Source organism: Moorena bouillonii PNG, assembly GCF_001942495.1.
Lineage (GTDB): Bacteria > Cyanobacteriota > Cyanobacteriia > Cyanobacteriales > Coleofasciculaceae > Moorena > Moorena bouillonii.
Map to the genome: position 1 here is coordinate 6,016,574 of NZ_MKZS01000001.1, position 21,709 is coordinate 6,038,282.

Annotated in this window: 17 protein-coding genes and 2 pseudogenes; 7 read left to right on the forward strand and 12 right to left on the reverse strand. The window is 44.4% G+C overall.

Annotated features, from left to right (window positions below):
- Positions 1-502 precede the first annotated feature (502 nt).
- On the reverse strand, positions 503-2,860 hold the full coding sequence (locus BJP37_RS24425) for an NACHT domain-containing protein (RefSeq protein ID WP_075902667.1): 2,358 nt from the start codon (positions 2,858-2,860) through the stop codon (positions 503-505).
- Positions 2,861-3,516: 656 nt separating this feature from the next.
- Here BJP37_RS24425 and BJP37_RS24430 point away from each other — a divergent pair.
- Both BJP37_RS24430 and BJP37_RS24435 read left to right on the forward strand, forming a co-directional pair.
- Positions 3,517-3,846 (forward strand): hypothetical protein, encoded by a 330-nt coding sequence (locus BJP37_RS24430; protein WP_075902669.1) that lies wholly within the window; start codon positions 3,517-3,519, stop codon positions 3,844-3,846.
- A gap of 243 nt (positions 3,847-4,089) precedes the next feature.
- Positions 4,090-4,476 carry a hypothetical protein gene (locus tag BJP37_RS24435; RefSeq protein WP_143727773.1) on the forward strand — a complete coding sequence of 129 codons (387 nt, stop codon included), beginning with the start codon at positions 4,090-4,092 and terminating at the stop codon, positions 4,474-4,476.
- Positions 4,477-4,650: 174 nt separating this feature from the next.
- On the opposite strand, the gene BJP37_RS24440 is transcribed toward BJP37_RS24435, so the two are convergent.
- Entirely contained in the window at positions 4,651-5,460 is an 810-nt protein-coding gene (locus tag BJP37_RS24440; protein WP_075902673.1) for a hypothetical protein, read from the reverse strand.
- A 204-nt stretch (positions 5,461-5,664) separates the two neighbouring features.
- Positions 5,665-6,465, reverse strand: coding sequence for a type 1 glutamine amidotransferase (locus BJP37_RS24445; RefSeq protein WP_075902675.1), 801 nt, complete (start codon positions 6,463-6,465; stop codon positions 5,665-5,667).
- 366 nt (positions 6,466-6,831) lie between these two features.
- Here BJP37_RS24445 and lgt point away from each other — a divergent pair, with 366 nt between their 5' ends.
- Positions 6,832-7,710, forward strand: a complete 879-nt coding sequence (gene lgt / locus BJP37_RS24450; protein ID WP_070396883.1) for a prolipoprotein diacylglyceryl transferase — start codon at positions 6,832-6,834, stop codon at positions 7,708-7,710.
- A 433-nt stretch (positions 7,711-8,143) separates the two neighbouring features.
- On the opposite strand, the gene proX is transcribed toward lgt, so the two are convergent.
- The 7 genes and pseudogenes from proX to pstS (BJP37_RS24480) all read right to left on the reverse strand — a co-directional run bounded on the left by proX (position 8,144) and on the right by pstS (BJP37_RS24480) (position 17,117).
- Positions 8,144-10,165: a glycine betaine/L-proline ABC transporter substrate-binding protein ProX gene (gene proX, locus BJP37_RS24455; RefSeq protein ID WP_198954167.1), complete on the reverse strand. Its 2,022-nt coding sequence runs from the start codon at positions 10,163-10,165 to the stop codon at positions 8,144-8,146.
- A 157-nt stretch (positions 10,166-10,322) separates the two neighbouring features.
- Positions 10,323-11,540: a quaternary amine ABC transporter ATP-binding protein gene (locus BJP37_RS24460; protein ID WP_075902677.1), complete on the reverse strand. Its 1,218-nt coding sequence runs from the start codon at positions 11,538-11,540 to the stop codon at positions 10,323-10,325.
- A gap of 116 nt (positions 11,541-11,656) precedes the next feature.
- Positions 11,657-12,352 (reverse strand): Uma2 family endonuclease, encoded by a 696-nt coding sequence (locus tag BJP37_RS24465; RefSeq protein ID WP_229415595.1) that lies wholly within the window; start codon positions 12,350-12,352, stop codon positions 11,657-11,659.
- 623 nt (positions 12,353-12,975) lie between these two features.
- Positions 12,976-13,458 (reverse strand): annotated as a pseudogene (locus BJP37_RS24470) (Uma2 family endonuclease); the annotation flags it as partial.
- 521 nt (positions 13,459-13,979) lie between these two features.
- Positions 13,980-14,072, reverse strand: a pseudogene (locus BJP37_RS37320) (Uma2 family endonuclease); the annotation flags it as partial.
- Positions 14,073-14,106: 34 nt separating this feature from the next.
- Positions 14,107-16,056: an iron uptake porin gene (locus BJP37_RS24475; RefSeq protein ID WP_229415436.1), complete on the reverse strand. Its 1,950-nt coding sequence runs from the start codon at positions 16,054-16,056 to the stop codon at positions 14,107-14,109.
- A gap of 41 nt (positions 16,057-16,097) precedes the next feature.
- Positions 16,098-17,117, reverse strand: coding sequence for a phosphate ABC transporter substrate-binding protein PstS (gene pstS / locus BJP37_RS24480; protein WP_075902682.1), 1,020 nt, complete (start codon positions 17,115-17,117; stop codon positions 16,098-16,100).
- Positions 17,118-17,601: 484 nt separating this feature from the next.
- Between pstS (BJP37_RS24480) and BJP37_RS24485 the strand changes: the two genes are divergently transcribed.
- Positions 17,602-18,075: a hypothetical protein gene (locus BJP37_RS24485; RefSeq protein WP_143727774.1), complete on the forward strand. Its 474-nt coding sequence runs from the start codon at positions 17,602-17,604 to the stop codon at positions 18,073-18,075.
- 47 nt (positions 18,076-18,122) lie between these two features.
- On the opposite strand, the gene BJP37_RS37325 is transcribed toward BJP37_RS24485, so the two are convergent.
- Together BJP37_RS37325 and pstS (BJP37_RS24495) are read right to left on the reverse strand one after the other, a co-directional pair.
- Complete coding sequence (locus BJP37_RS37325; RefSeq protein WP_143727775.1) at positions 18,123-18,497, reverse strand: hypothetical protein; 375 nt, start codon at positions 18,495-18,497, stop codon at positions 18,123-18,125.
- A gap of 34 nt (positions 18,498-18,531) precedes the next feature.
- Positions 18,532-19,545, reverse strand: coding sequence for a phosphate ABC transporter substrate-binding protein PstS (gene pstS, locus BJP37_RS24495; RefSeq protein ID WP_075902688.1), 1,014 nt, complete (start codon positions 19,543-19,545; stop codon positions 18,532-18,534).
- Between the two features lie 338 nt (positions 19,546-19,883).
- On the opposite strand from pstS (BJP37_RS24495), the gene BJP37_RS37330 reads away from it, so the two are divergent.
- From BJP37_RS37330 to BJP37_RS24505, 3 genes are all read left to right on the forward strand, one after another.
- On the forward strand, positions 19,884-20,105 hold the full coding sequence (locus tag BJP37_RS37330) for a hypothetical protein (protein WP_143727776.1): 222 nt from the start codon (positions 19,884-19,886) through the stop codon (positions 20,103-20,105).
- 254 nt (positions 20,106-20,359) lie between these two features.
- Positions 20,360-20,776: a hypothetical protein gene (locus tag BJP37_RS42005; RefSeq protein WP_075902690.1), complete on the forward strand. Its 417-nt coding sequence runs from the start codon at positions 20,360-20,362 to the stop codon at positions 20,774-20,776.
- A gap of 88 nt (positions 20,777-20,864) precedes the next feature.
- Complete coding sequence (locus BJP37_RS24505) at positions 20,865-21,251, forward strand: hypothetical protein (protein WP_075902692.1); 387 nt, start codon at positions 20,865-20,867, stop codon at positions 21,249-21,251.
- Positions 21,252-21,709 lie beyond the last annotated feature (458 nt).

Sequence of the window (21,709 nt, forward strand, 5' to 3'; positions counted from 1 at the left end):
GTCCTCCTTAAAAACCCAACCATCAACTAACAATTGGTGTGTGAACCCAGCAAGATAACACTTTGAGAAAACAACGGTACGGCGGGGCACGCCGAAACCAAGTGAAACAGGGAAGCAACGGACTTCATAAGGCACTTCTCAAAAAGTAGCTGAACGCTATCGCGAGACTAGCCCGCTGGGTCTTTCGCGAACTGAACTAGAATCTTAGTCTTGACGGGATTTCGGTTTAGGTATTGCCATTCGGACGCGGAGGTTTAAGGCCGGTCGTAGATCTAGGAATCCCCGTCACAAAGCGAGCGGGGAGTGTCAACACCGTAGCATGGGTCAAAAAGGTTTAAGGGTTAAGGGTTGTTCGTGTAGCGTGGCCATTCGCGTAGCGTGGCCCAAAGGCCAAGGCCAAGGTTGTTCGCCCAAGGCGATTAGGTTTACGGTAGCTTAAAGGGTGAAGGGGTGACAAGCTACTTGTCACCCCTTCAGGTCAACATCGACCGTGAGGGATCAATTACGAGTGGCACAGCGGCAACAACAACGTATCTTCTATTTCTTTGCGCACCGTCAGACTCAGCTGACAATTACTATTGAGACACTCTACTAGCAAGTGATTAGCACGACTATACTGCTCTAACCAATCTTGGGATGTCTTGGTCAAATGCCATTGGTGACCCATATTACGATGCTCTATCATCAAGGCTCTTAATTGTGATACCCATTCCGCACCATGACTTTGCCACCATTCTTGAATACTATCTCGGTCGTCATCATCTAGGTCAGGTAGCTGATTTTTAAGCTTCTCTAGATAGTCTCCGATAGACTCAATCCCAGTCAGGTGATTCAAATCAAGGGCAAGGTAAAGAGCACTGAGTCGGTCGTAAACTAGTTCTGCTGTCATAGCTTGGGCAACAGCTAAAGCATGATCTAAAGCTAAATCTAGGGCAAGTTCACTACCCAATTCTCCTCCTAGTCTGTGATCAATAGCCAAGGCTAAGGCTTGATTCCGGGAAAGAGGATGGCTAGGAGGAAGGGCAAGGGTCATGTAAAACGCACGCACTGCTGCTGGCTTGTAGGGAGTATAGATCTCGAGGGATTTGCTCTCAATCCAGTTCAAGAACTTTGTTAAGTTATCACCTAAAGCCATAGCGCCTGGTGTCAGTTTGACTGAGTCAAGCACCATTTCTGCACAGACTAACCGATTAATCTGTTGCTTGATCAGCAACAATAGCTGATCAGCATCTGGCAACATTTGTGCTGTGAGTAAAAATACTTCCCGCCAACGTTTATCCTGTAGGTGTTCGACTAGCTGTGACAAAGACATCCCAGTGCCGATCACAATCGCTCTGGCGGTAAAATACTCTTGAAATGTCAAATGAGAGAATGAGTAAATTCGTCGTGCCCGCTCTACCAATAGTCCATGCTGCACCTCGATAGATTTGAGTACTGCTAAGCTATCTAATTCTAGAGCTGCCTGGTTGCTTTGAGTTGCTGGTAATTTCCTTAAATAATCAGCAATTAATTGTTGCAGCCGAATTTCTTCAAAGAAATACTCCCCTTGCTCAAAGGTGATAACTGCTAATTGAGAAAGTAATTCTAGCTTGTGGGGCAAGGATAAATTACGATAAATATCATCTCGCTTAACACCCCGGGCTTCATCCCAGCGAATCAGTAGTAAGTCTAGTCCTTGCTGGTAAAGATCAGAGCGTTTTACAGGAAAGTCAGCTTTGGTTTGAAAAACCAGACAGGCTAGATTCAGCAAGACTGGTGTTGTTGCTAGTTCTCTAATTTGCTGATTTTCTGGCAGCTTCATCTGCTCGATAAACAGAGATGCTTTCTCCAAACCTGATTCTGGGTCATTCCTTGCTACCGCCACAAACCACTTTTTAGCAAAGTGTTGAATTTGTGCTGGTTTGAAGTCAGCAATCTCAACCTCAGTAAATCCCTGAAATCGATACTGTTGAGCTGCAATGCGACATGTGATGATCAGCTGATTTTTGTAATACTTTTCTGAAATCTTACGGATTTGTTGAATAACTTGATTACTGGCAGTTTCCGGGACTTCATCCAAGCCATCCATTAAGATCAAGGCTCTGCCATAGCTGAGGATAGTTTCAATATCTTGTTCTGAAATACCACAACTTTGAAGCTCTTGATTAATGTAGTTAAATAGGCTGAAACTACATTCGATCATAGCATCCTCGGCAAAGTTTTTCAATCGAATCAACATCGGAACCCGATCCGATTGAAAATTTCCTTGATTGCACTGAATAGCCAGATATTGCAAAAAGGTGGTTTTCCCAGAGCCAGGTTTACCTAGCACCATCATTTTAGGATAGCGTTCTACCGCTTGCAGTCCTGGTATGCTTTCCCGGCGCACTTTGCCTATACCCAAGCGGTCAAATTCCTCCGCTGGGAAGCCTTGCAAATCGTCAATTTCCAACCATCGTTGACTAGTGATTTCTTCGAGAATATTCACATCCACGTAGATGTGATCTAAACTAACCGGTCGAGCAATATCTAATAGGCGTAGAGTGCCACACTGATTTTGAATTTTGTCATGGTAGTGCGATCGCACTTTGGTGACGATGGCATCAACTCTACTTTTGTCCTCAGCTGCTTTCTTTTCTGCATCTATCTGAGCATATTCTGGTATAGCGACAATCTCTTCCATCTCCAAATCCAGATGAAAGCAGATTTCGCTAAAAACGCGGCGGTCAACGGGTTTACCGGCAAAAAACTTCCAAATCGGTTGGCGAGTTTCTATGCCGATTTCACCCGCAAAATATTCTTGTGTCCATCCCTTGCGTTCAAAAGCCTGTTTGGCTTTTTTGATGCCGTCTGGAGATGCCTGGAGAGATCGCTTTGCCATAGCTCAAGCTTAATTTACTGAAAAATCTTTCGACACTCACCTATAGATTTCCCGAAAAATAGGTCAAGAGCCACAACGAACTGATCACAATGGAAAATTTTTGATCATACTGGGTGATGGGGTGATGGGGTGATGGGGTGATGACGTGATCAGGTGATGGGGTCAGAAGTATATAGAAATCCTCAATCATTTGTGAAAAAGAACCCATGGTGAGATTCTTACTTCTCTTCCTCCACTTCTGGTCTGAGACCCCTCTCCCCCTCTTCTGGTGTTTCACAACTCAAATCGGATTGCTATATTTTCTTCTATCCCACTCTCAAGGGTCCGACCGTTGATTGTTCAAAGTACCAAAGATGACGTTAAACGTCAGGCAATAAAATATCGATTTTGCCTGCCAGCCTTTTTCCTTTTCACCCTCTCCCATTTCTGCTTAGTGATTGGTATACATCAACTCAAACACAACAAAAACGCAATCGCAAACATCCAAACTTCATCCTGAAACTATAGCATCAATTCAGTAATTTTCCGTACACTTTAGGCGTTATGTGAAGAGGACTGTGAACCATGACTAACGGTATAATAACGACCTTGATTGATTACTGACTTGCTGTCATAGTAAGCCTTATTTCTAGATCTCAATCAACTTAACTCTACTTATGAACCATCGTTATTGGAGAACATTTATCGAAGCAGCTGCTGTGACTACCTGCCTGATGTTTGTCAATGGGATTCCCCCAATGACTGAAAATTTTATCTCTGGAACCCTTATGAATAATAAGTTTTTCCAGAAAAATTATAAGGATGGCGTTAAAGAAGTAGTCGCTCAACAATCTACTTACCCCTTGAATAGTTTATCACTATCATTCTTAGGGAGTGTAGACAGTTTACCTGAAACTTTATGGCATGTCAAGTTTAACCAATTAACAGCATCAACGGTTAGCCAGCAATATTTCATTGATTCTGCCTTCAGCTTAGGGAGTTTTTAATGATGCTATTCATAGGTTTATTAGACTATAAATAGATAATCAGGAGTTAAAATTTTACAAGTGTGTCTACAGCAACCCTGGCCCCTGGATAAACCAATTAGCAAAATTGTATTTCCAGCAAATTTACCAAGCAGCTTGGGAAATTTTGCCACCTTATGCTTGATGTTATCCCCACAGGAAATTCAGTATTATCTATTCAGCAAGCCCCACAGTCAATTTGTCTTCATCAATTCGCCTCATCCGATGCTACTATGGGTTACTGTGCTTAAGTCTACAGCACACGACTCTCGGTTATTCCCTTGCTATCTAGACTTGAAAACCTCGAAAGTTCAGACTATTACTTGTTGCTTAGCAGATAAAGGCTTCTATCGACTACTGTTGTTTTCCACTGAAGAACCACAACGCTGTAACCAGGTAATAACCGTAACACTTACACCCCAACAATGCCAGATGTTACAAGAGTCTGCTAATACTGGTCAAACCTCACAACCTATAGCTCAAGCTATAGTCAGCAGACGAATACTAAAGCTCAAATTTGAACAACTCAAATCCCAAGTGTCGAATAAATTGGATTCTCTGGACAGGTTTAATTACCCAACCCAGGCAGAACTTGCTCATTCCATTTCCTAGTTCCCAGCTTCTTCTAACCTTAGGTATGGTGAGGTCATTGCTAGTATGATATAATAGGTCTTTGAATACTTATCATTCTGGTGGGAAGCTGACTGATTAGTCATTATTTATCCGGTACAGATCACAAATAAATTACTAATGACTAGTTAAAATTTATTCACGATCGAGATTTTCCTAATTGTTCACAATTGGCAAGAACTCCTTTCTCTGTGATGAATATTCCCAGGCAATTCCGTCTGGATCTTTACTTTGACTCCATTGTGAAAAGTCGGCATCAGATTTACGTTTACCAACTGTGCTGGAATGAACATTCAGTCGCTTCGCTAATTCGGCTTGGATCAGAGGTTGATAAACTTTCTTATCCTGCTTCTTTTTGACCGAGTTTTTTTGATCACCTGAAGCATCAGCAGTAAAGGCAGCTAGTTTTGAGGCAACAGATTCTTGTGATCGTGGAGTTTCTACCAATTTTGGGATTTCACTGGTAGAGAACTCATCTTTTTGGACCTGTAGTTCTAAAGACGGGGTTGGTTGACTGGTGTTGGATTCACTCTCAGGCTCGAAGGAGGATTCACTTTCAGGCTCGAAGGATGGTTCACTCTCATCAAAGATACTACCGAGAGCGCTAGCAGTCAGAAAGTAATAAACAGTGCCAATGTCATCATAGGTTCGACTCTGAGCTCCAAACTCCTGTGCCTTTTTCTCTAAATACTGTTTCGCTGCAGTTCCAGAAATATCTGCCTTGATCGACAAGTCAATGGGTGTCAGACAACCTTGGTTATCTTTAATCAGTTGATTGAAGAAGGGATTAACTTTCCGAGTCCACTTCTGCCATTGATATTGCTGCCAAAGCCTGATGATGATAATTAAGGTAATTATCGCCAGTACTATTGGCCATGCCTTTAGCAACAGAACCATCACCAATGCGACGGGGATGATCAGAATGAGAATTCCAGTGGCACTGCTATCGATTACTTTTCCAGTCATATCCCTGTTGACGGATTTACTTGACCAACTCCCTCGCTCAACTGCTTGGGAGGGGGTATAGTTAATAGTTTATTCGTTTACGAGGCATTGAGGGGCTATCCACTAAAGTCACCGACTGTGGATTATTAGTAATTGGTAGACATTTCTACCATTACTGATGCCCTATTCCCCGTAAGAGTCACGACTTCTTGCTAGTAGTCCTACTCAACTCAGGTTAGTTAGGGAAAGACGTTGAAACATCGCCACCCGTGCCTTGGTTGCTAAGGTATCATCCAGTGGTTCTAAGGACACTGGTATATGATACTTTTGCTTGAGGGCAGTTTGGATCAGCCAATCAGCAAGAAAGGGGTTTTTCGGTAACAGCGGACCGTGGGAGTAGGTTGCGATCGCATTCCGATAAAATGCTCCTTCTGTGCCATCTTCCCCATTGTTACCATATCCTTTGACCACTTGAGCTAGGGGTTCGACATTACCTAAATAGGTACGACCACCGTGATTTTCAAAGCCAATCACTACTGGATTTTTCCCGAGCATAGCCTTTAAGTCTTGGGCTAGGGGTGATGCAGTAATCTCAAATACCACATTACCAATGCAACGGCGAGCATCTACGCCAGGATGCTTGCTGACCAAATCCAGCAACCCTAATCCCTGAATCCGCTTACCTAGAGCTGGTTCATAGTAGTGACCTAGCAATTGAGGTGAGCCACAGGTAAATACCCCCGGTGTACCTCCTTCAATTTTTTCTTGTAGGGCATTGGCTTTGCTACCTTGTAAGTCTCGCATAACAATTTCTTGCTGTCTATCTTGAGCACCACCACCCATGAAGATATCCACTTTATAGAATTGCTCAGCAGGAGTCTGCTGATCGAGGGGGATTACATTGACTCTAATGCCTCGCCTCTGGGTTCGTTGTTGTAAGCAGATCACATTACCGCGATCGCCGTAGGTACTCATTAGGGTAGGGTAAAGCCAGCCTATAGTTAATTCTAGTTGTTCGGAATTCATCTTGGGTTGAAGGTGATTTGGTTGTTCGCCTTATACTGTCTGCTGAGCAGTTATGGGAGAAGCTGATCCAAGCGTTTGCTTCGCACCATTGCACTCCAGATTAGAGAATGCTAGAGACCTGGTCAAGTAAGAGAAGTTGACAAGGGATGCAGTGGCCTGACAGGGGTTTCCCCCACTCGCGCTTTGCATGGCTGACAAAGTCCGATATCTCGACCAAGCCTTGATCAGGATATTTCTATCACGATTACACCCCATGATCCCATCCTCTCATCACCCCATTATCAATTGGCCTAGTTTTCTGATGATTTAACCGATGCTCTAGGGGACTACAATGAAACTTGTGGTTTGCTGCCTATCGATAAATCAATGCTGCAAGCAATCTCTGCTCTAACCCTAGGGTTCCAATTTGCTTCTCCTGGGCCAATAATCGTTGAACTCGGACCGGTAACAATCCGCTGGTACGGACTATTGATTGCCTCAGCAGTGTTAATTGGAGTTAGCCTTTCCCAATACCTAGCCAAGAGTCGTAACGTTAACCCAGATTTGTTGGGTGACTTGGCTATCTGGCTGGTGATTTCTGCGATTCCTGGAGCCAGACTTTACTATGTCTTGTTTCAGTGGGAACAATACGCCCAGCGTCCAGACCAAATTATTGCGATTTGGAATGGTGGGATTGCCATTCATGGCGCTATCTTGGGTGGTATCTTAGCTGCAATAATTTTTGCCCGCCTCAATAAACTGTCTGTCTGGCTGTTAGTTGATCTAGTAGTTCCTTCTCTGATATTAGGTCAAGCAATCGGACGTTGGGGTAATTTCTTTAATTCCGAAGCCTTTGGCGCTCCCACGGATTTGCCTTGGAAATTGTATATTCCACCACTACAGCGTCCCCCAGGCTTTCAGAATTTTGACTATTTCCATCCCACCTTTCTCTATGAGTCTGTGTGGAACTTATTGGTCTTTGGGTTACTGATGACTCTGTTCTTTCGGGATTTACGCCGCAAACCCCATCTGAAGGTAGGGACGATGGCTCTAGTTTATATGGTTGCCTATAGTACTGGTCGCTTCTGGATTGAGGCATTGCGGATGGATAGTCTGATGCTCGGTCCATTACGCATTGCTCAAGTGGTCAGTTTGGTTGCGATCGCATTGGGAGTTGCTGGTTTAGGGTGGCTGTATTGGATGGGTCGGTCTTTGCCAGATGTTGTTCCAGTGGATAATCAGCAGTGGGATACGGTATCTAAATAAAAAAAGCCCCAGAGTTTAGCTCTAGGACTTTACCAGGGTGCATCTACCACTTTCTTTTTACTGGGTAAATCAGGTTAATCCGGACAATTTTGGAATATAGCAATTTGTTATTAGTTGTGATATTGGAAAGATCGCGCGTAAGCTATCAGCGTGTCGCGTATCAGCCAACGGCTTAATGCTTACGATCGCGCAACGGATGATTCGAGGGCATGTTACCTATAGGTGAGTCTCTGGTATAGGAGTCCCCAGGGCAGTTAGGACATGACAAAAGTCTCAAACCTAAGTAAGCGCAAGAGTTTGACTTCTGACTTCTGACTTCTGACTTGTGACTTCTGCTATAACTCGGGAGTAATCACAAATACCAATTCCCCTTTACCAATTACCAATTACTCAAGCTTGACAATATTAATGTTCTCGTAAATTATAGGAAACCTCAAATTCCAGAAGTTTCTCCAACGTTTCTAGCTTCTTCAACCCAGCTATCAAACAAATCTTGATTATTTTTAATCCATTCTTGGCTATGGCGATAGATATCTGCTGGGGTATCTTCCCCATTTTTGGCCCGTAAGCTTTCAGCATTAATATCCTCAATCGGCATCTTAAATAGCTCAAACAATTTTCTGGCTGCTGGGTTGGCTGCTATAAATTTTTTGTTGGCCACAAAGCGGATCTGATCCACCGCGAATCCGAGATTTTTACCATCGATTGAAGTATGTTTTTCTGTCAACCCTTTCTGGGGTCCTGGTAGATTGGTTTGGGCAACTTCTAGCCAAACCACATCCTCACCTGGTTTTAATACCGTAGCCAGCCACAGGGGAGTCCAAGTGTAGTAAAGGACTGGTTTTCCTTGTTTGTAGCGAGCAATGGTATTGGCAATTAGGACGCTATATTCTCCTTGGTCATGTTCAACAGTATCCCTGAGACCATAAGCATCCAAGTGATGCTCAATCACTAACTCACATCCCCAACCGGGAATACAACCGGCTAAATTTGCCTTACCATTGCCATCAAAGTCAAAGAGTTTGGCAATTTTAGGGTCTTTGAGTTGCTCTAAATTGGTGATATTGTATTTTTCAGCTGTTTTTTTATCAATCTGATACCCTTGCAACAGATCAGAAACAATAACTCCAACTCGCTCTAATTTCTTGTCGCCACCATTTTTTTCAAAGAATTCTGTGTGCAACTTTTCCCAGTGGTTAGCGGTAAAATCGAGGTCGTTATTACCCAAAGCGATGTGGCTGGTGGTGGGCTGGAGTTGTTTGGGTTTTTCAATCTCGTAACCGAGCTTTTCCAGAGCTGTGTTAACGATGTGTGTCATGAATTGTGAATCGGCTAGATAACCATAGGTAGAGCGTACGTTCACCCCTTTCCCAGGTAGGGCTATTTCTGATGAGGTTAATTCGGTTGTAGCTTGGGGAACTTGTTGCCAGCTGATCAAACCCACAAGCAATGCCACTAAAACCGTTACAGCAACAGTAGTCCCAGTCCGTGGTTTACTGGTTAACCTCAAACGCACAAAACCAATCGGTCCTCGCTCTAGCCAAGGGATTTGGTTGTTGCCTTGACTCACCACTTGAGTGATCCGGTCGAGCATCACCGCAATCAGGACGATGCTTAATCCTCCCACAGCAGCTAGTCCGACATTCACCCGACCGAGACCTTGTAAGACCATCTGTCCCAATCCCCCGACACCAATCATAGAAGTCACTACCGACATCGATAGTGCTAATAGGATGGCTTGGTTGACTCCAGCTAGGATAGTTGGCATTGCTAGGGGAATTTGCACTTCCCAAAGCATTTGTCTTGGGGTTGAGCCAAATGCGATCGCAGCTTCGACAACTTCTGTAGATACTTGTCGGATGCCTAGGTTGGTCAGGCGAATCAGGGGGGGAACAGCAAATACTAAAGTAGCGATTACTCCGGGGACTGCACCAATGCCAAATAGCATTACCACTGGGACAAGATAGACGAATGACGGCAGGGTTTGCATGGCATCAAGCAGGGGTCGCAGGAATTTCTCGACGCGATCGCTACTAGCACAGGCAATGCCAAGGGAAATGCCAATCACCACGCAAAAGACTACAGCTGTCACCACTAGCGCCAGGGTAGTCATGGCTTGTTCCCAAGCTCCAAAAAAGCCAATCAAGGTCAAGGCAATAAGGCTATAAATAGCAATTTTACCCCCAGCAATTTGCCATACTATCAAGCCCAGAATAATCAGGAAAATTAGGGGAGGAATCGATAGGAAAAGCGATTGTATCCCTTCCAGAGTCCAGGTAATGGGTAAGCTAATTGCTTGAAAGAAGGGACGGAAGTTGTCAACTAGGAAATTAACTACTGCGGTAATCCACTCGTCCAGGGGTAAGGTATAAAGCTCAAAGGGATTCAAGATAATATCTAGACCGACTTGGCTTGTTGCGATATTATTAAGGGATAGAATTAAAGAATTGAACACAATACTATTCCGAGGAACCTTCTTATAGTATAGATTGTCGATTTATCTAGATATTTTATTTGTAAGCATTCAGCATTCAGCATTCAGCATTCAGCATTCAGCATTCAGCATTCAGCATTCAGCTAAAGCGCTACTTGAGATGCTACTTGAGGTGCTATCAGCTGTTGTCTTGGACAAGCTTTTGAGGTTTGCCAATACTAGCGATCAGATCAGACTGTTCGACCATTCCTTTGAATGTACCGTCAGTATCGACTACAGCAACAGGAAGTCCATCTCGGTAGAGGTGAAATATATCTTCTAGGTGGGTTAAAGCGTTGACTGTAGGGAAGTCTGTTTCCATCACTTCAGTAATGTCTTCACTGCCTTTTTGGAGGACTGCTTCGAGCCATTGTTTCTTGACAATTCCAACAGGTTTGCTGTGTTCATCGACAACATACATTTGTTGGAGGTGATGGTCTATCATCTGTTCCAGTCCAGCCTTAGCAGAGTTTTCTGTAAGAACTAAGGCAGGGGTTTGACGAGCAATTGAGCCAGTTTTTAGGACTTGGGCGCGGTTAACATCTTGGATGAATGCACTGATGTAGTCGTCAGCTGGTTGGTTAATCAGTTCTTCTGGTGTGCCAATTTGGACAATATAACCGTCTTTCATCACTGCTATGTGATCACCCATCTTCAGGGCTTCTTGAATATCATGGCTGATAAATACAATGGTTTTGTGCAGTTCTGTTTGGAGTCGCAGTAATTCATCCTGCATGTCCCGCCGAATTAGGGGGTCGAGGGCGCTGAATGCCTCATCCATAAGTAAAATCTCGGCATCTGTGGCTAAAGCGCGGGCTAAACCTACCCGTTGACGCATCCCACCACTGAGAGCAGACGGTAAATAATCCGCCCATTGGGATAAACCTACCACCTCTAAGGTTTCCAAGGCTTTTTTGCGGCGTTTGGCTTGATCTATCCCCCGGACCTTCAGACCATACCCTACATTTTCTGCAACTGTTTTGTGGGGAAATAATCCAAATCGCTGAAACACCATTGATACCTTGCTCTGGCGAATCTCTCGCATCCGCTTCTCATCAACATGGGCAATGTCTTCATCATCGATATAGATATTGCCGCTGGTCGGATTAATTAAGCGGTTAATACAGCGAGCTAGGGTGGATTTTCCCGAACCGGATAACCCCATGACCACAAACAATTCTCCTTGATTGACGGTCATAGAGACATCGGCAATGCCTAAGACTTGACCGGTTTTTTCTAAGATAGAATCCCTACTCCCACCTTGCCGAAACAGTTTGAGGGCGGCTTGGGTTTTGTCGCCATAAATTTTAATCAGATGTTCAATACGAATTTTGGGGTTTGAATTAATATTAGTCATTAGTAATTGTGGAAAAGGGAAAAAGGTGATTAGGGAAAAGGTGATTCGGAAAACCCCCTAGTTTCTAACAGTTAATCGGTCAGCTCCTCACTCAGCACTTTTTATGGCCATTCACCTTAAATTTTATCTGGGTCAATCCCTGCCTGTCGCAGTCTTTCCGCTAATTGCTCAGCTCGTTGCTCAGCTACTTCAGCTCGTTGCTCAGCTACTTCAGCTCGTTGCTCAGCTGCTTCTTCTGGTAAGGGAACTAGATTCCCATCCCGGTCATAAAAGCGCAGCCATACTGCTGAGGTTTCTTCAATGGTTCCAGACCATAGTCCTAACCACAAGCCTAAGGGCTGACACCATAGCCACCCTTGTTCATTTGGGGTTAGCTCCTGGTAGCCATTGTCTATATCTAAATACCATCCTTGCAATGAATCTGGGTCAAAGGGTTGGTAGACAAAATAATTTGGAGTGCGGAAGGTCTGGCAGTAGATGCTCTTCTTTTTACCTGTATCAACTTGCTTTGTGGAGGGGGACATCAGTTCGATTATCACATCTGGGTAGCGACCCTGTTCTTCCCATACTACCCAGCCCAGGCGTTCTCGGCTACCGTCTACATTCAAGACTACAAAGAAATCTGGCCCGCGAAAGTCCCGGTTTCGTGCTTGTTCACTGCTGAAGTAAACAAACATATTGCCCCCAACAAAGTAATCGTCTCGGTCAGCTAAAGCAACGCGCAGTGAACGGATCAGGACGTTCATGGCTATGCGGTGGCGGTCACTCTCCAAAGGTTCTCCATCATCAAAGATTAAATCCGTTGGTGGCATCGGGGGCTCCCAATCCACACTATCTGTTGCCGTTGGGGATACTGCTTCGGTCTTGCTTATGCTGGTCACAAAAAATTTACTGTCACGTTTGGAAGCCTGGTATCTCATCACTGGGAAAGAAAAACGTACCAAGAGCGCGGTGTTAACCGCTGATAGGAAGGTCTTTCCCCAAGACTAGTATATCTGTTCTGTGAACCTGATGCGATCGCAATCCTAAATCCTTTGTCAAAAATACTTCCGTTGACAATACTGTTGAGTCCTGAATGCAGAAACCAGACTAAAAACTGTTACTGTTCACGATTCAACAATGTTTAAACTTCCAGTATAACTTTAATTAAAATACGGGATTGAAACATTCTTTAGCAAGACTACATCTACGAACTTTTTGTTACTCTAAATCTGAATAGATGTTGCAGTTACAGCAGTTTTAAATTGACTGAGATACAAATTATTGGATTTTAGGGAGCAGGGAGCAGGGAGCAGGGAGCAGGTAAGAGGTAAAAAATGCTGTGTACCCGATAGCTATGAAAAACGCTGTGATCAATTAGGCTTCTTATTTTTTATAAAATAAATTACTATTGCTGCAACACCGGGCAAACGCCCCGATTCAATAAACTTATGGCCTACAAAACCGTATCCGGATCAATTCCCCGTTCTTGTAATAGCGCTCTCAGACGTGCCACTTCAGCTTCCGCCTTTTCAGCTCGTTCTTGTCCTGTCAGCAATAGATTACCTTCACTATCCCACCATCGCAGCCAGATTTGGGTTTGATTCTGGTAGCTTCCTGACCATTTTCCCAGTTCTACTTTTAACGGAGCAATCGGATAATGACCCCGTTCGTTCGGTGACATCTTCTGATAAAATCCATTTACCAGATTGTAGACTTCTAGTTCATTGTCCTTGATCACAAATATGGCGTAGTAGGGAATCCTCATTACTCGCTCGTAGACCCAGAATTTACCAGGACGCTGACCCTTTTTCTTATCCTTGGTCTGAGGGGTAACAGTTGCTAGCTGAGCCAGTGATGTTTTGTCCCGTTCCTCACTCCCATCCCTGCTTGCCAGTTCGATAGCAATCAGGGGTGGGATGTATTCCCTACGAAGCACTTGACACTCCCCGGCCTAAAGGCGCGGGGATTCCTAGATCAACGAGCCGCCTTAAACCGCCGTGTTCCAATCTTTGACGCCGCCAAAAACGGGACAATACTCAACCAAAAATCCGTGAAAACACCAAATTCCCAGTTAATTCACAACAGACCTAGAGGGCAGTTCTCGCGATAGCGTTTGACTACTCGATAGGAAGTGCCTTAAAAAGTCCGTTCCTCTTCCTTTTCGTCTGGTTCCGGTGTGCCCCACCGTACCTTGTTTGATCTCAAGTTTTGTTTTTCTAGGTTCACACGCCAACTTTTGATTGACGATTGGGTTTTTCAAGAGGACTTTCCCTACCCTCTAGGCATTACTTCTTTGTGGTCAATCAGTTGCGGGTCTCTCTCCCGGCTGAGCCAACGGTTTTGCAGCCTGTACCTATTTTAAATATACCACAAATTCGTGTATGACTAGAAGTTTTTTTCTTATTTCTAATTGAAAGCCGTCGAACGAAGGACGGGGCTTTAAACCCAAAATTTTTGGTAAGAGCGACGAATCTGAGCATCAAGCTTGGGGGGAACATCTGGAATATAGAACCAATCAGGAGCTTCTGCTCCTGTCTCTGGGTTGGGAGTGAGGGTTTTCGGTTGAATATTTTGAACCATCCCACTAGAAATTAAACTGGGTTCGCAGCAGTCCAACTCCAATGGTGTCATTTTCATCATTGTGTTCTGGATCGATAATCACCAAAACACCAGGAGTGATAAAGATTCTATCAGTGAGTGGGTAGCGATAAGACAGTTCAAGATGGTATGATACATCCCGATCGCGACGACCAGCAACATCATTACTAGCTAGTCTTGGAGGCATGCCAACAATTAGATTCAACTGGCTGCCTAATTTTCCGATGTCTGGGAAAGCGGCGGTAACTGCCCAGCTCCAAATATCTGCTTTTGATCCGGTTGATCCATCGAAATCATTGTTACGGGGTGAGGATTCTGCGATCGCATTGCTATAACCAACCCAACCGCCTAGGGTAAAGCGATCGCTAAATCGATAGCTAGTGGATACACCCAAGCTATTTGATGAGGTGGCTGTATTTGAGCCAAAGGGAGATTGAGCGAATTGGCTACCGAGAAACGATGCAGTGTTGGCTGTTTCAGGAGAGTAGTACCGGACATAGGTCAAGGCCATACCAAAGCGATCAGAGGGAGTGAGGGTCACCTGAGCCAAAGCACCAAAGGCACCATTGAACAGTCCAAAGTCTGAATTAGAGGCAGAACCAGTGTAATAGGCCGCTCCAGTAGCAATCACGTGATTGAATTGATAGTATATCCCAGCACCAGCACCAAAACCCAAGTCGTAGATGTAATTATTGAATCCAAAACTGGAAATGGAAAATGCTGGATTGAGGGTGGGAATCAAAGCACTTGCTCCCTGACCTGCTGCTGCTATTGATACCAGACCTTTATTACCTAGGGGAAACCGATAGAACAGCTGGTTTAATTTAACATCATTGCCGGTATTAGTGGCAAAACCAAACTTTGTCATGGCTGTGCCAGTGAAACCAGTGCTAAAGTTACTGGTATTCCCTGCCCGAAGTCTAGTGCGCAAAAGGTCTCGACCAGTGAAACTGGTGTCAAAGTTGAGAATTGCCCGGCCTCCCAACAGAGTATTAGTATCATCAAAATCTTCCGTTGGACTTTGACCAGAAGGAACTGCTTTTTTCCCGCCAAAGCCAGTAGCTAGAGCAATATCTACACTCCCACGCAAAATAGTAGTAGTAGAAAACTGATGGTCTTCCAGGAAAGTCACCCGCCCTTCCAAGTTATCGACCCGAGCCTGTACAGTAGCCAATTCATCACTGAATTCTTCTTGTAGCCTTTGCATTGCTGCTAAATCAGCTTCGGTTACCAAGTTGGCTGTTTTACCAATAATCATGGCATTGACCCGATTTAGGCAAAAATTCAAGCCAAACGCAAACTCGTAGCGAGTCAGAGCGCGGTTACCGCGATAGCTGTCATCCTCGTAACCAGTCAGGCATCTATAGCGCTTCAACAAAGACTGTAGTGCTTCGTAAGCCCAATCAGTGGGTTGGACATCAGACAGTTCATAAACTGGTGTTACCCGCTCCATTGGTTGATTACTAAACGGGTCTGTCACACCTAAGTTTTGGGATATATCTAAACTATTATCTAGACTATTATCTAGACTATTGGAGTTAGTCTGAGTAGATGGGATGTCTAATAGTTTGGAAATCGGTGCTACCTGACCCATAGAGGGATTACTCACAGTGTCTGCCACCTCTAGGTCTGGCGGTGACTCCAGACTAGTCAAGCTAGCTGTCGATATCCCAGAATGGGGAATAGACGTAGTAGTCTTAAACTCCAGTTCATCGTGGAATTGGTCGGTTAACTGAGGAGTTTTTGGGGGAGTTTTTAAGTACTCTCGCGCTAGATATTTCGGGCTGGGATTAAGATCTGACCAATCTGGTGATGGGTTAGGGTCTATGGCGGTCAAGGTTTCTGGTTCGCTCTCAGCCATGGCGGGGGTAATGGTTACCAAATGGACACCAAGTACTATCGGTGTCAGTGGTAATGCACCGCAAAATTTTTTCACAAATCTCCTCACACAACAAAAATAAGTTGAATTTTGTCCTTCTATGGAACAACCCTGATGTTGTTATTCACAGCTTCGATGGCTCGGTTAGCAACATCTTCCGGTATCCGAGTGTACTGTAGATCTTCGTTCAAGTCTTGACCCTCAGTCAGAATCCAATTTATCAGGTCTTTAACCCCTTGGGCTAGTTCTGGTTTAGGATACTTTTCGTAGACAAACAGCCAAGTTATACCTACAATTGGATATCCCTCTTCTGGGTCATCTATATTTTCGATGGTGAAGTCATCATTGAACTGCACATTGTCTAGGGCTTTATTCGCTTGATCAACGGTAGGCTTGACGTAGCGACCAGCTTGGTTTTCCAGCCTGGCCATTGGTAGGTTAAGCTGTTTAGCATAACTCGCTGGTACATAGCCAATGGCACCGTCAATTCGCTTAACTTCGCTAGCTACTGGTCCATTTCCCGGAACACTAGAGAAGACCTTAAAGCCCCAATTAGGTTTTCTACTGGCTCGGATTCTGCCATTAGTAATTTCATTTAAATATTTAGTAAAAATAAAGCTAGTGCCGCTAGTGCCTGAGTGGACAACTACTTGAATCTTACGGTTTGGCAGGCGGGAGTTAACTTGCTTCCAATTAGAAATTTGACCTGTGAAGATTTTACCTAGAGTTTCTCTGGATAGCTTAACATCGGTGGTTATTCCTTGAAGATTATAAACCACAGCCAAAGATCCTCCAGCCGTTGGTACCATCAACAAACCCCGTTTCATTGAGTTTCTCTCTACAGGAGTTGGAATTACATTGCTCGCTCCGAAGTCAACGGACTGATTGAGAAATCGTCTAATCCCACCACCACTGCCAATGGCACTGTATTTGAGCTTTACATCGGTTGTTTGTTCTTGGTATTCTCTAAAGTAACGCCGATAAAGAGGTTCAGGAAATGTAGCTCCCGCACCAGTCAGGGATTGAGCGATCGCACCACTGATAGAACCAAAGCCAACGGTAACGGTTACCGCTGTTGCTGTTAAAACCTTTTGCAAAAAAACTTGATAGCCAATCATTAATGTATCCTTAATTTATTCTAGTATTACAATTTTTTTTTAGTATTCTTAATCCTATAGATTACGCGATCGCTGAAAGCGGGACTTCGTCCATCGCGTCAATAACAATGTAAGCATTCAGCGGTCAGCCGTGAGCTGTCAGCCTTCAGCTAAAAGCTCACGCTATGGAACCGTCAGCTGATGTAACAGAGATTAAACCAATGCTTACTTGTTTTATTCAAAAGCACCTCATTAGCTGATAGCTGATAGCTGATAGCTGATAGCTGATAGCTTACATAACAATATAATTTATATGACGACCATTTTAAGTCTAAAGTTTCGCAAATTTTACTGGCGTTATAAGTGGGCAATCAATAGTGGGCAATCAAATTTATCTCATCAGAGAGTTTACTAGAAAACTCTAAGCCAAGTTTAATGCTATTTTACAAGAAAGGAAACATTTTTTTGGTGTGACATGGAGATGAGTTTACTGCGAAAATTTAGCTTGACACTGGTTTCATTCCTTGCGCTTAGTCTCCCAGCTGGCAAGGCATTTGCCCAAAGCTTTGGGGGGATATTCCAGGAGATTTCTATCTCTGAAGTGCCAGCTCCTGCTATCACTGCGGCCACTGTTGCTGCTGGTGTTTCACCCACGGATGCAGCTATCGAGATTGGGGCTGATGGCAAGCTAATCTATGGACTGAGTGGTCAGAACTCCCAGGGCAACCGCTTTGAAGTGGATGTCAATGCCATTGGGGAAATTCAGCAGGTTGAAGAAGAAATTGACCAGAGTCAGGTACCCCCAGAAGTACTCAAAGGTCTAAGAGTCTGGCTACCTGACTTCCAGCCTACTGTGATTAGGAGGAGCGTCCGAGCCACAGACGTTATATACGAGTTCAATGGTAAGGATGTGCAAGGCAACAACCTTCAAATTGAAATGCCCTCCAAGGGTGGGAGGTTGATGCTCTTTACCTATTGAACCAGAGAGTAACTCTACTATGGTTGCTCTAAACCGGGTGCATCTCATTAAAGCTGTTTGACCCGGTGGCTGGAACGGGCATCTTGGTGGAACGGGCATCTTGGTAGAACGGGCATCTTGGTGGAACGGGCATCTTGGTAGAACGGGCATCTTGGTGGAACGGGCATCTTGGTAGAACGGGCATCTTGGTGGAACGGGCATCTTGGTAGAACGGGCATCTTGGTGGAACCGGCATCTTGGTGGAACCGGCATCTTGGTGGAACCGGCATCTTGGTGGAACCGGCATCTTGGTGGAACCGGCATCTTGGTGGAACCGGCATCTTGGTGGAACCGGCATCTTGGTGGAACCGGCATCTTGGTGGAACCGGCATCTTGGTGGAACCGGCATCTTGGTGGAACCGGCATCTTGGTGGAACCGGCATCTTGCCCGTTACAATAACCCACCCTACCCCACTACTATGACCCAACAGTTATGTTTTGATTCACTGCTTCGATGGCTTGGCGAGCAATATCCTCTGGAATCCGAGTGTACCCCAGTTCCCCGTTAAGGTCTTGACCTTTAGTCAGAATCCAATTAACCATATCTTTAATGCCCTGGGCTTTGGCCTGATTGGGGTACTTCTGGTACAGTAGCAGCCAAGTTAGACCGACAATTGGATAACCATCGGCTGGATCGTTAAGTTTGAGGGTGAAGTCCTGGTTAAACTCTACGTTGAGCAGCCCTTTACTGGCTTGCTCAAGACTAGGCTTAATATAGCGACCCTCTTGATTTTCAATCCTAGCGCTAGGAAAGTTGTTTTCTAGAGCATAATTAGCCTCTACATAGCCAATGGCACCGTCAATCCGCCGCACTTCCGCAGCTACTCCACCATTTCGAGGACGGCTTGAGAAGACCTTGAAGCCCCAATCTGGTTTTTGGCTAGGTTTGATCAGACCATTGGTAATCGCACTCAAGTAGTTGGTGAATATGAAACTAGTACCGCTGCTATCTGAGCGCACAACAACTTTTATGTCTCTTCTGGGCAGGTAAGTGTTAACTTGCTTCCAATTGCCGATTTGACCAGTAAAGATTTTCCCTAGAGTCTCGCGAGATAGTCTAACAGAACTCACTACACCTTGGAGATTGTAAATGACTGACACAGCTCCCCCCGCTGTGGGCACCAGTTGCAAGCCCCGTTTCATCTGACTTTTCTCCTCATCGGTTGGGGGCATATCAGTGCCAGCGAAATCAACAGACTCGTTAATGAATTCCTCAATACCACCACCACTGCCAATGTTACTGTAACTTACATTAACGCTGGTTTCTTGTTGGTATTGGGAAAAGTAACGCTGGTAAAGGGGTTCGGGAAATGAAGCACCAGCACCAAACAATGGTATTGCACTTGCTGCCTTGAGTGAAATCAATACAATGGCAACTGTAACTGTTAAGGTTATCAATGTCCGACGGGACTTGATTACAGCTAAATTCATTAGATTAATTCTCATATTAATGAGGTACAAATTTTATGGTTTTAGGGAGCAGGGAGCAGGGAGCAGGGAGCAGGTACTGAGACCGTAGGCAAAGCTAAGCGAACGGAAGAGGCAAGAGGTAAGAGGTTAATCCTGTGTACCTCATAGCTATAATAAACGCTATAGTCTAGAAGGATTAAGGATAATTCAAGGGGTAAGCTATCAGCTAATGCGCTACGCGCAGCCTATGGGAATAGCTTATGGTTATGGGAAAAGCATGACGTTTAAATTTTTGTTAAGTGATTTAGGATTAGCTCCTCTAGCACCTGAAGTGAGGAAGGGATAAGCGCTCTGGAGTTTTGCGATTGATCTTTGAGCCACGCTACGCGAACGCATTATCCTTCTTAAACAAATTATTAGCTGGAATTCTAATCAAGGGTAAGCACAGTAAGAAGAAGTCGTCACCTGGGCAGATTAGTTTTATGGAGAGCCTGTGCCAGGTATCGGAAAACCCCCAAGTGCAAGAAGTTGCGGAAAAGTTCGTTCGTGCCAACTCTTTCAACCCTTCTCAATTTTGCTAGTATGTAAGTGGTTTCTTTCTGCCGCACCTTGAAAATCCGAATTACTTGCCTGCGCGCGCACCCCAATAGACATTAAATTAATGTAGCGTAAGGAATAATGAGTAGGTGCTAGAAAAGAAGTAAACAAACAACATAATTCACAACAAAAGTAAACAAACAAAAGTAAAAGTAGTTAATTGTAAACAAAAGTAAATTGTTTAGCGGCAGAAAGAAATCCGTTTGGTGGTCAGCGCTTGGTGTATTCGGCAATTGAAATGGAGTACCTCATGAGAGGCTCTCGTCTAGAAGTAGAAGTTTCGACTTCTCAATTACTTCAGACGCTGGACAGCTGTCTTGAGTCAGCTAGCCAGGGTCAGCCCCATATTGTCACCAAAGATGGTGAACAGTATGCGGCTGTCATTTCAATGCCTGAATACGCCCAGTTGCAGTACTATCTTCGGCTTTTGGATTCAACCGCATCACAATTGTTGCAGGAAGCTTCGGATAAGGCGTTGGACTCTGAAGAGTTGTTAAGAAATCAGTCTTCTCCTCAAGACAGCCGAACGTTGGGGACTCCTTCTGAAGGAGTTCAGAATGAAGATTGCCGTCATAGAAACAGAACAAGTCCGCCAATACACCAGAAGTCATTTATCTCTTCAGTCAAAAACCGCCTATCAAGACTTTTTAGATAGGTTGGGCAAGGGCGAAAAAATAATAGGAGAGAGGCCAGTAAATTTCCATAGACCTAACTGCTATCATTTCCAGCTGTCTACAGGAGATTTGATCATTTATTGCGTAGAGCACAAAAAAAATTGGCTGTTTGAATCAACTGAGATAACTGTTGAGGTTTTGATTCCCCAGAAAATACTTGCTCAAATAGTTAATCACCACCCTGACCCTGCCAGACTGCCGAAAAATTTACTGCACCAATTGCTGAGTTCCAGTATATCGATAGCAGATAACTCTCAACGCCTAATTTTCGCTGTGCAATTAGGAGCGAAACTTGTGCCATTTATTCTGACTATTGGTGCTACGATCTTGATGCTCTTGCCCCAGTTCACGTCTAGTTCACTGGAAGAAAAAATTCAGCCACCTCCCTCTAAGTCTGGGGCAGTTACAGAGCAACGTGATCAGCTCGCTGATACTGAAAGCAATCGCAGTCCTTGATCTTACTCTTTTGGAATCCTGGCGTTGCTGATTCTGGGTATGGTTTTGCCCCCCTAGCCCCCCAATTTTGGGGGGAAAAAGACTTTCTTGCGTCCCCCAAAGTTGGGGGATTTAGGGGGCTTGAGCACAACCAGATGATCATGCATTCATTCCTTGATTCAGCAACGCCGGAATCCTTACCCTACTTTGGTCATTATCCATTTATAAAAATCGACCTACCAGTAGTTTATAAAGCAGATTTTTAACGGAAATATATTAAGAACAAACCTCATCCATAGTCTAATCTTAATAGATTGAAAATAAGAGAGCGATCGCTTTCATGGAAAACCTCAAACTTTGGTGTTGCTGAATTAAGGAATGAATGCGTGATCATCGGGTTTTGTTAAAGCCCCCTAAATCCCCCAACTTTGGGGGACTTTAAGAGTTTTGTTCCCCCCAGAATTGGGGGGCTAGGGGGG

What these genes read in the sequence shown, in the direction of transcription:
- BJP37_RS24425 (WP_075902667.1), bottom strand. Translation starts at nt 2,860, where the DNA reads ATGGCAAAGCGATCTCTCCAGGCATCTCCAGACGGCATCAAAAAAGCC.
- BJP37_RS24430 (WP_075902669.1), top strand. Translation starts at nt 3,517, where the DNA reads ATGAACCATCGTTATTGGAGAACATTTATCGAAGCAGCTGCTGTGACT.
- BJP37_RS24435 (WP_143727773.1), top strand. Translation starts at nt 4,090, where the DNA reads ATGCTACTATGGGTTACTGTGCTTAAGTCTACAGCACACGACTCTCGG.
- BJP37_RS24440 (WP_075902673.1), bottom strand. Translation starts at nt 5,460, where the DNA reads ATGACTGGAAAAGTAATCGATAGCAGTGCCACTGGAATTCTCATTCTG.
- BJP37_RS24445 (WP_075902675.1), bottom strand. Translation starts at nt 6,465, where the DNA reads ATGAATTCCGAACAACTAGAATTAACTATAGGCTGGCTTTACCCTACC.
- lgt (WP_070396883.1), top strand. Translation starts at nt 6,832, where the DNA reads ATGCTGCAAGCAATCTCTGCTCTAACCCTAGGGTTCCAATTTGCTTCT.
- BJP37_RS24460 (WP_075902677.1), bottom strand. Translation starts at nt 11,540, where the DNA reads ATGACTAATATTAATTCAAACCCCAAAATTCGTATTGAACATCTGATT.
- BJP37_RS24465 (WP_229415595.1), bottom strand. Translation starts at nt 12,352, where the DNA reads ATGCCACCAACGGATTTAATCTTTGATGATGGAGAACCTTTGGAGAGT.
- pstS (WP_075902682.1), bottom strand. Translation starts at nt 17,117, where the DNA reads ATGATTGGCTATCAAGTTTTTTTGCAAAAGGTTTTAACAGCAACAGCG.
- BJP37_RS37325 (WP_143727775.1), bottom strand. Translation starts at nt 18,497, where the DNA reads ATGCCGGTTCCACCAAGATGCCGGTTCCACCAAGATGCCGGTTCCACC.
- pstS (WP_075902688.1), bottom strand. Translation starts at nt 19,545, where the DNA reads ATGAATTTAGCTGTAATCAAGTCCCGTCGGACATTGATAACCTTAACA.
- BJP37_RS42005 (WP_075902690.1), top strand. Translation starts at nt 20,360, where the DNA reads ATGGAGTACCTCATGAGAGGCTCTCGTCTAGAAGTAGAAGTTTCGACT.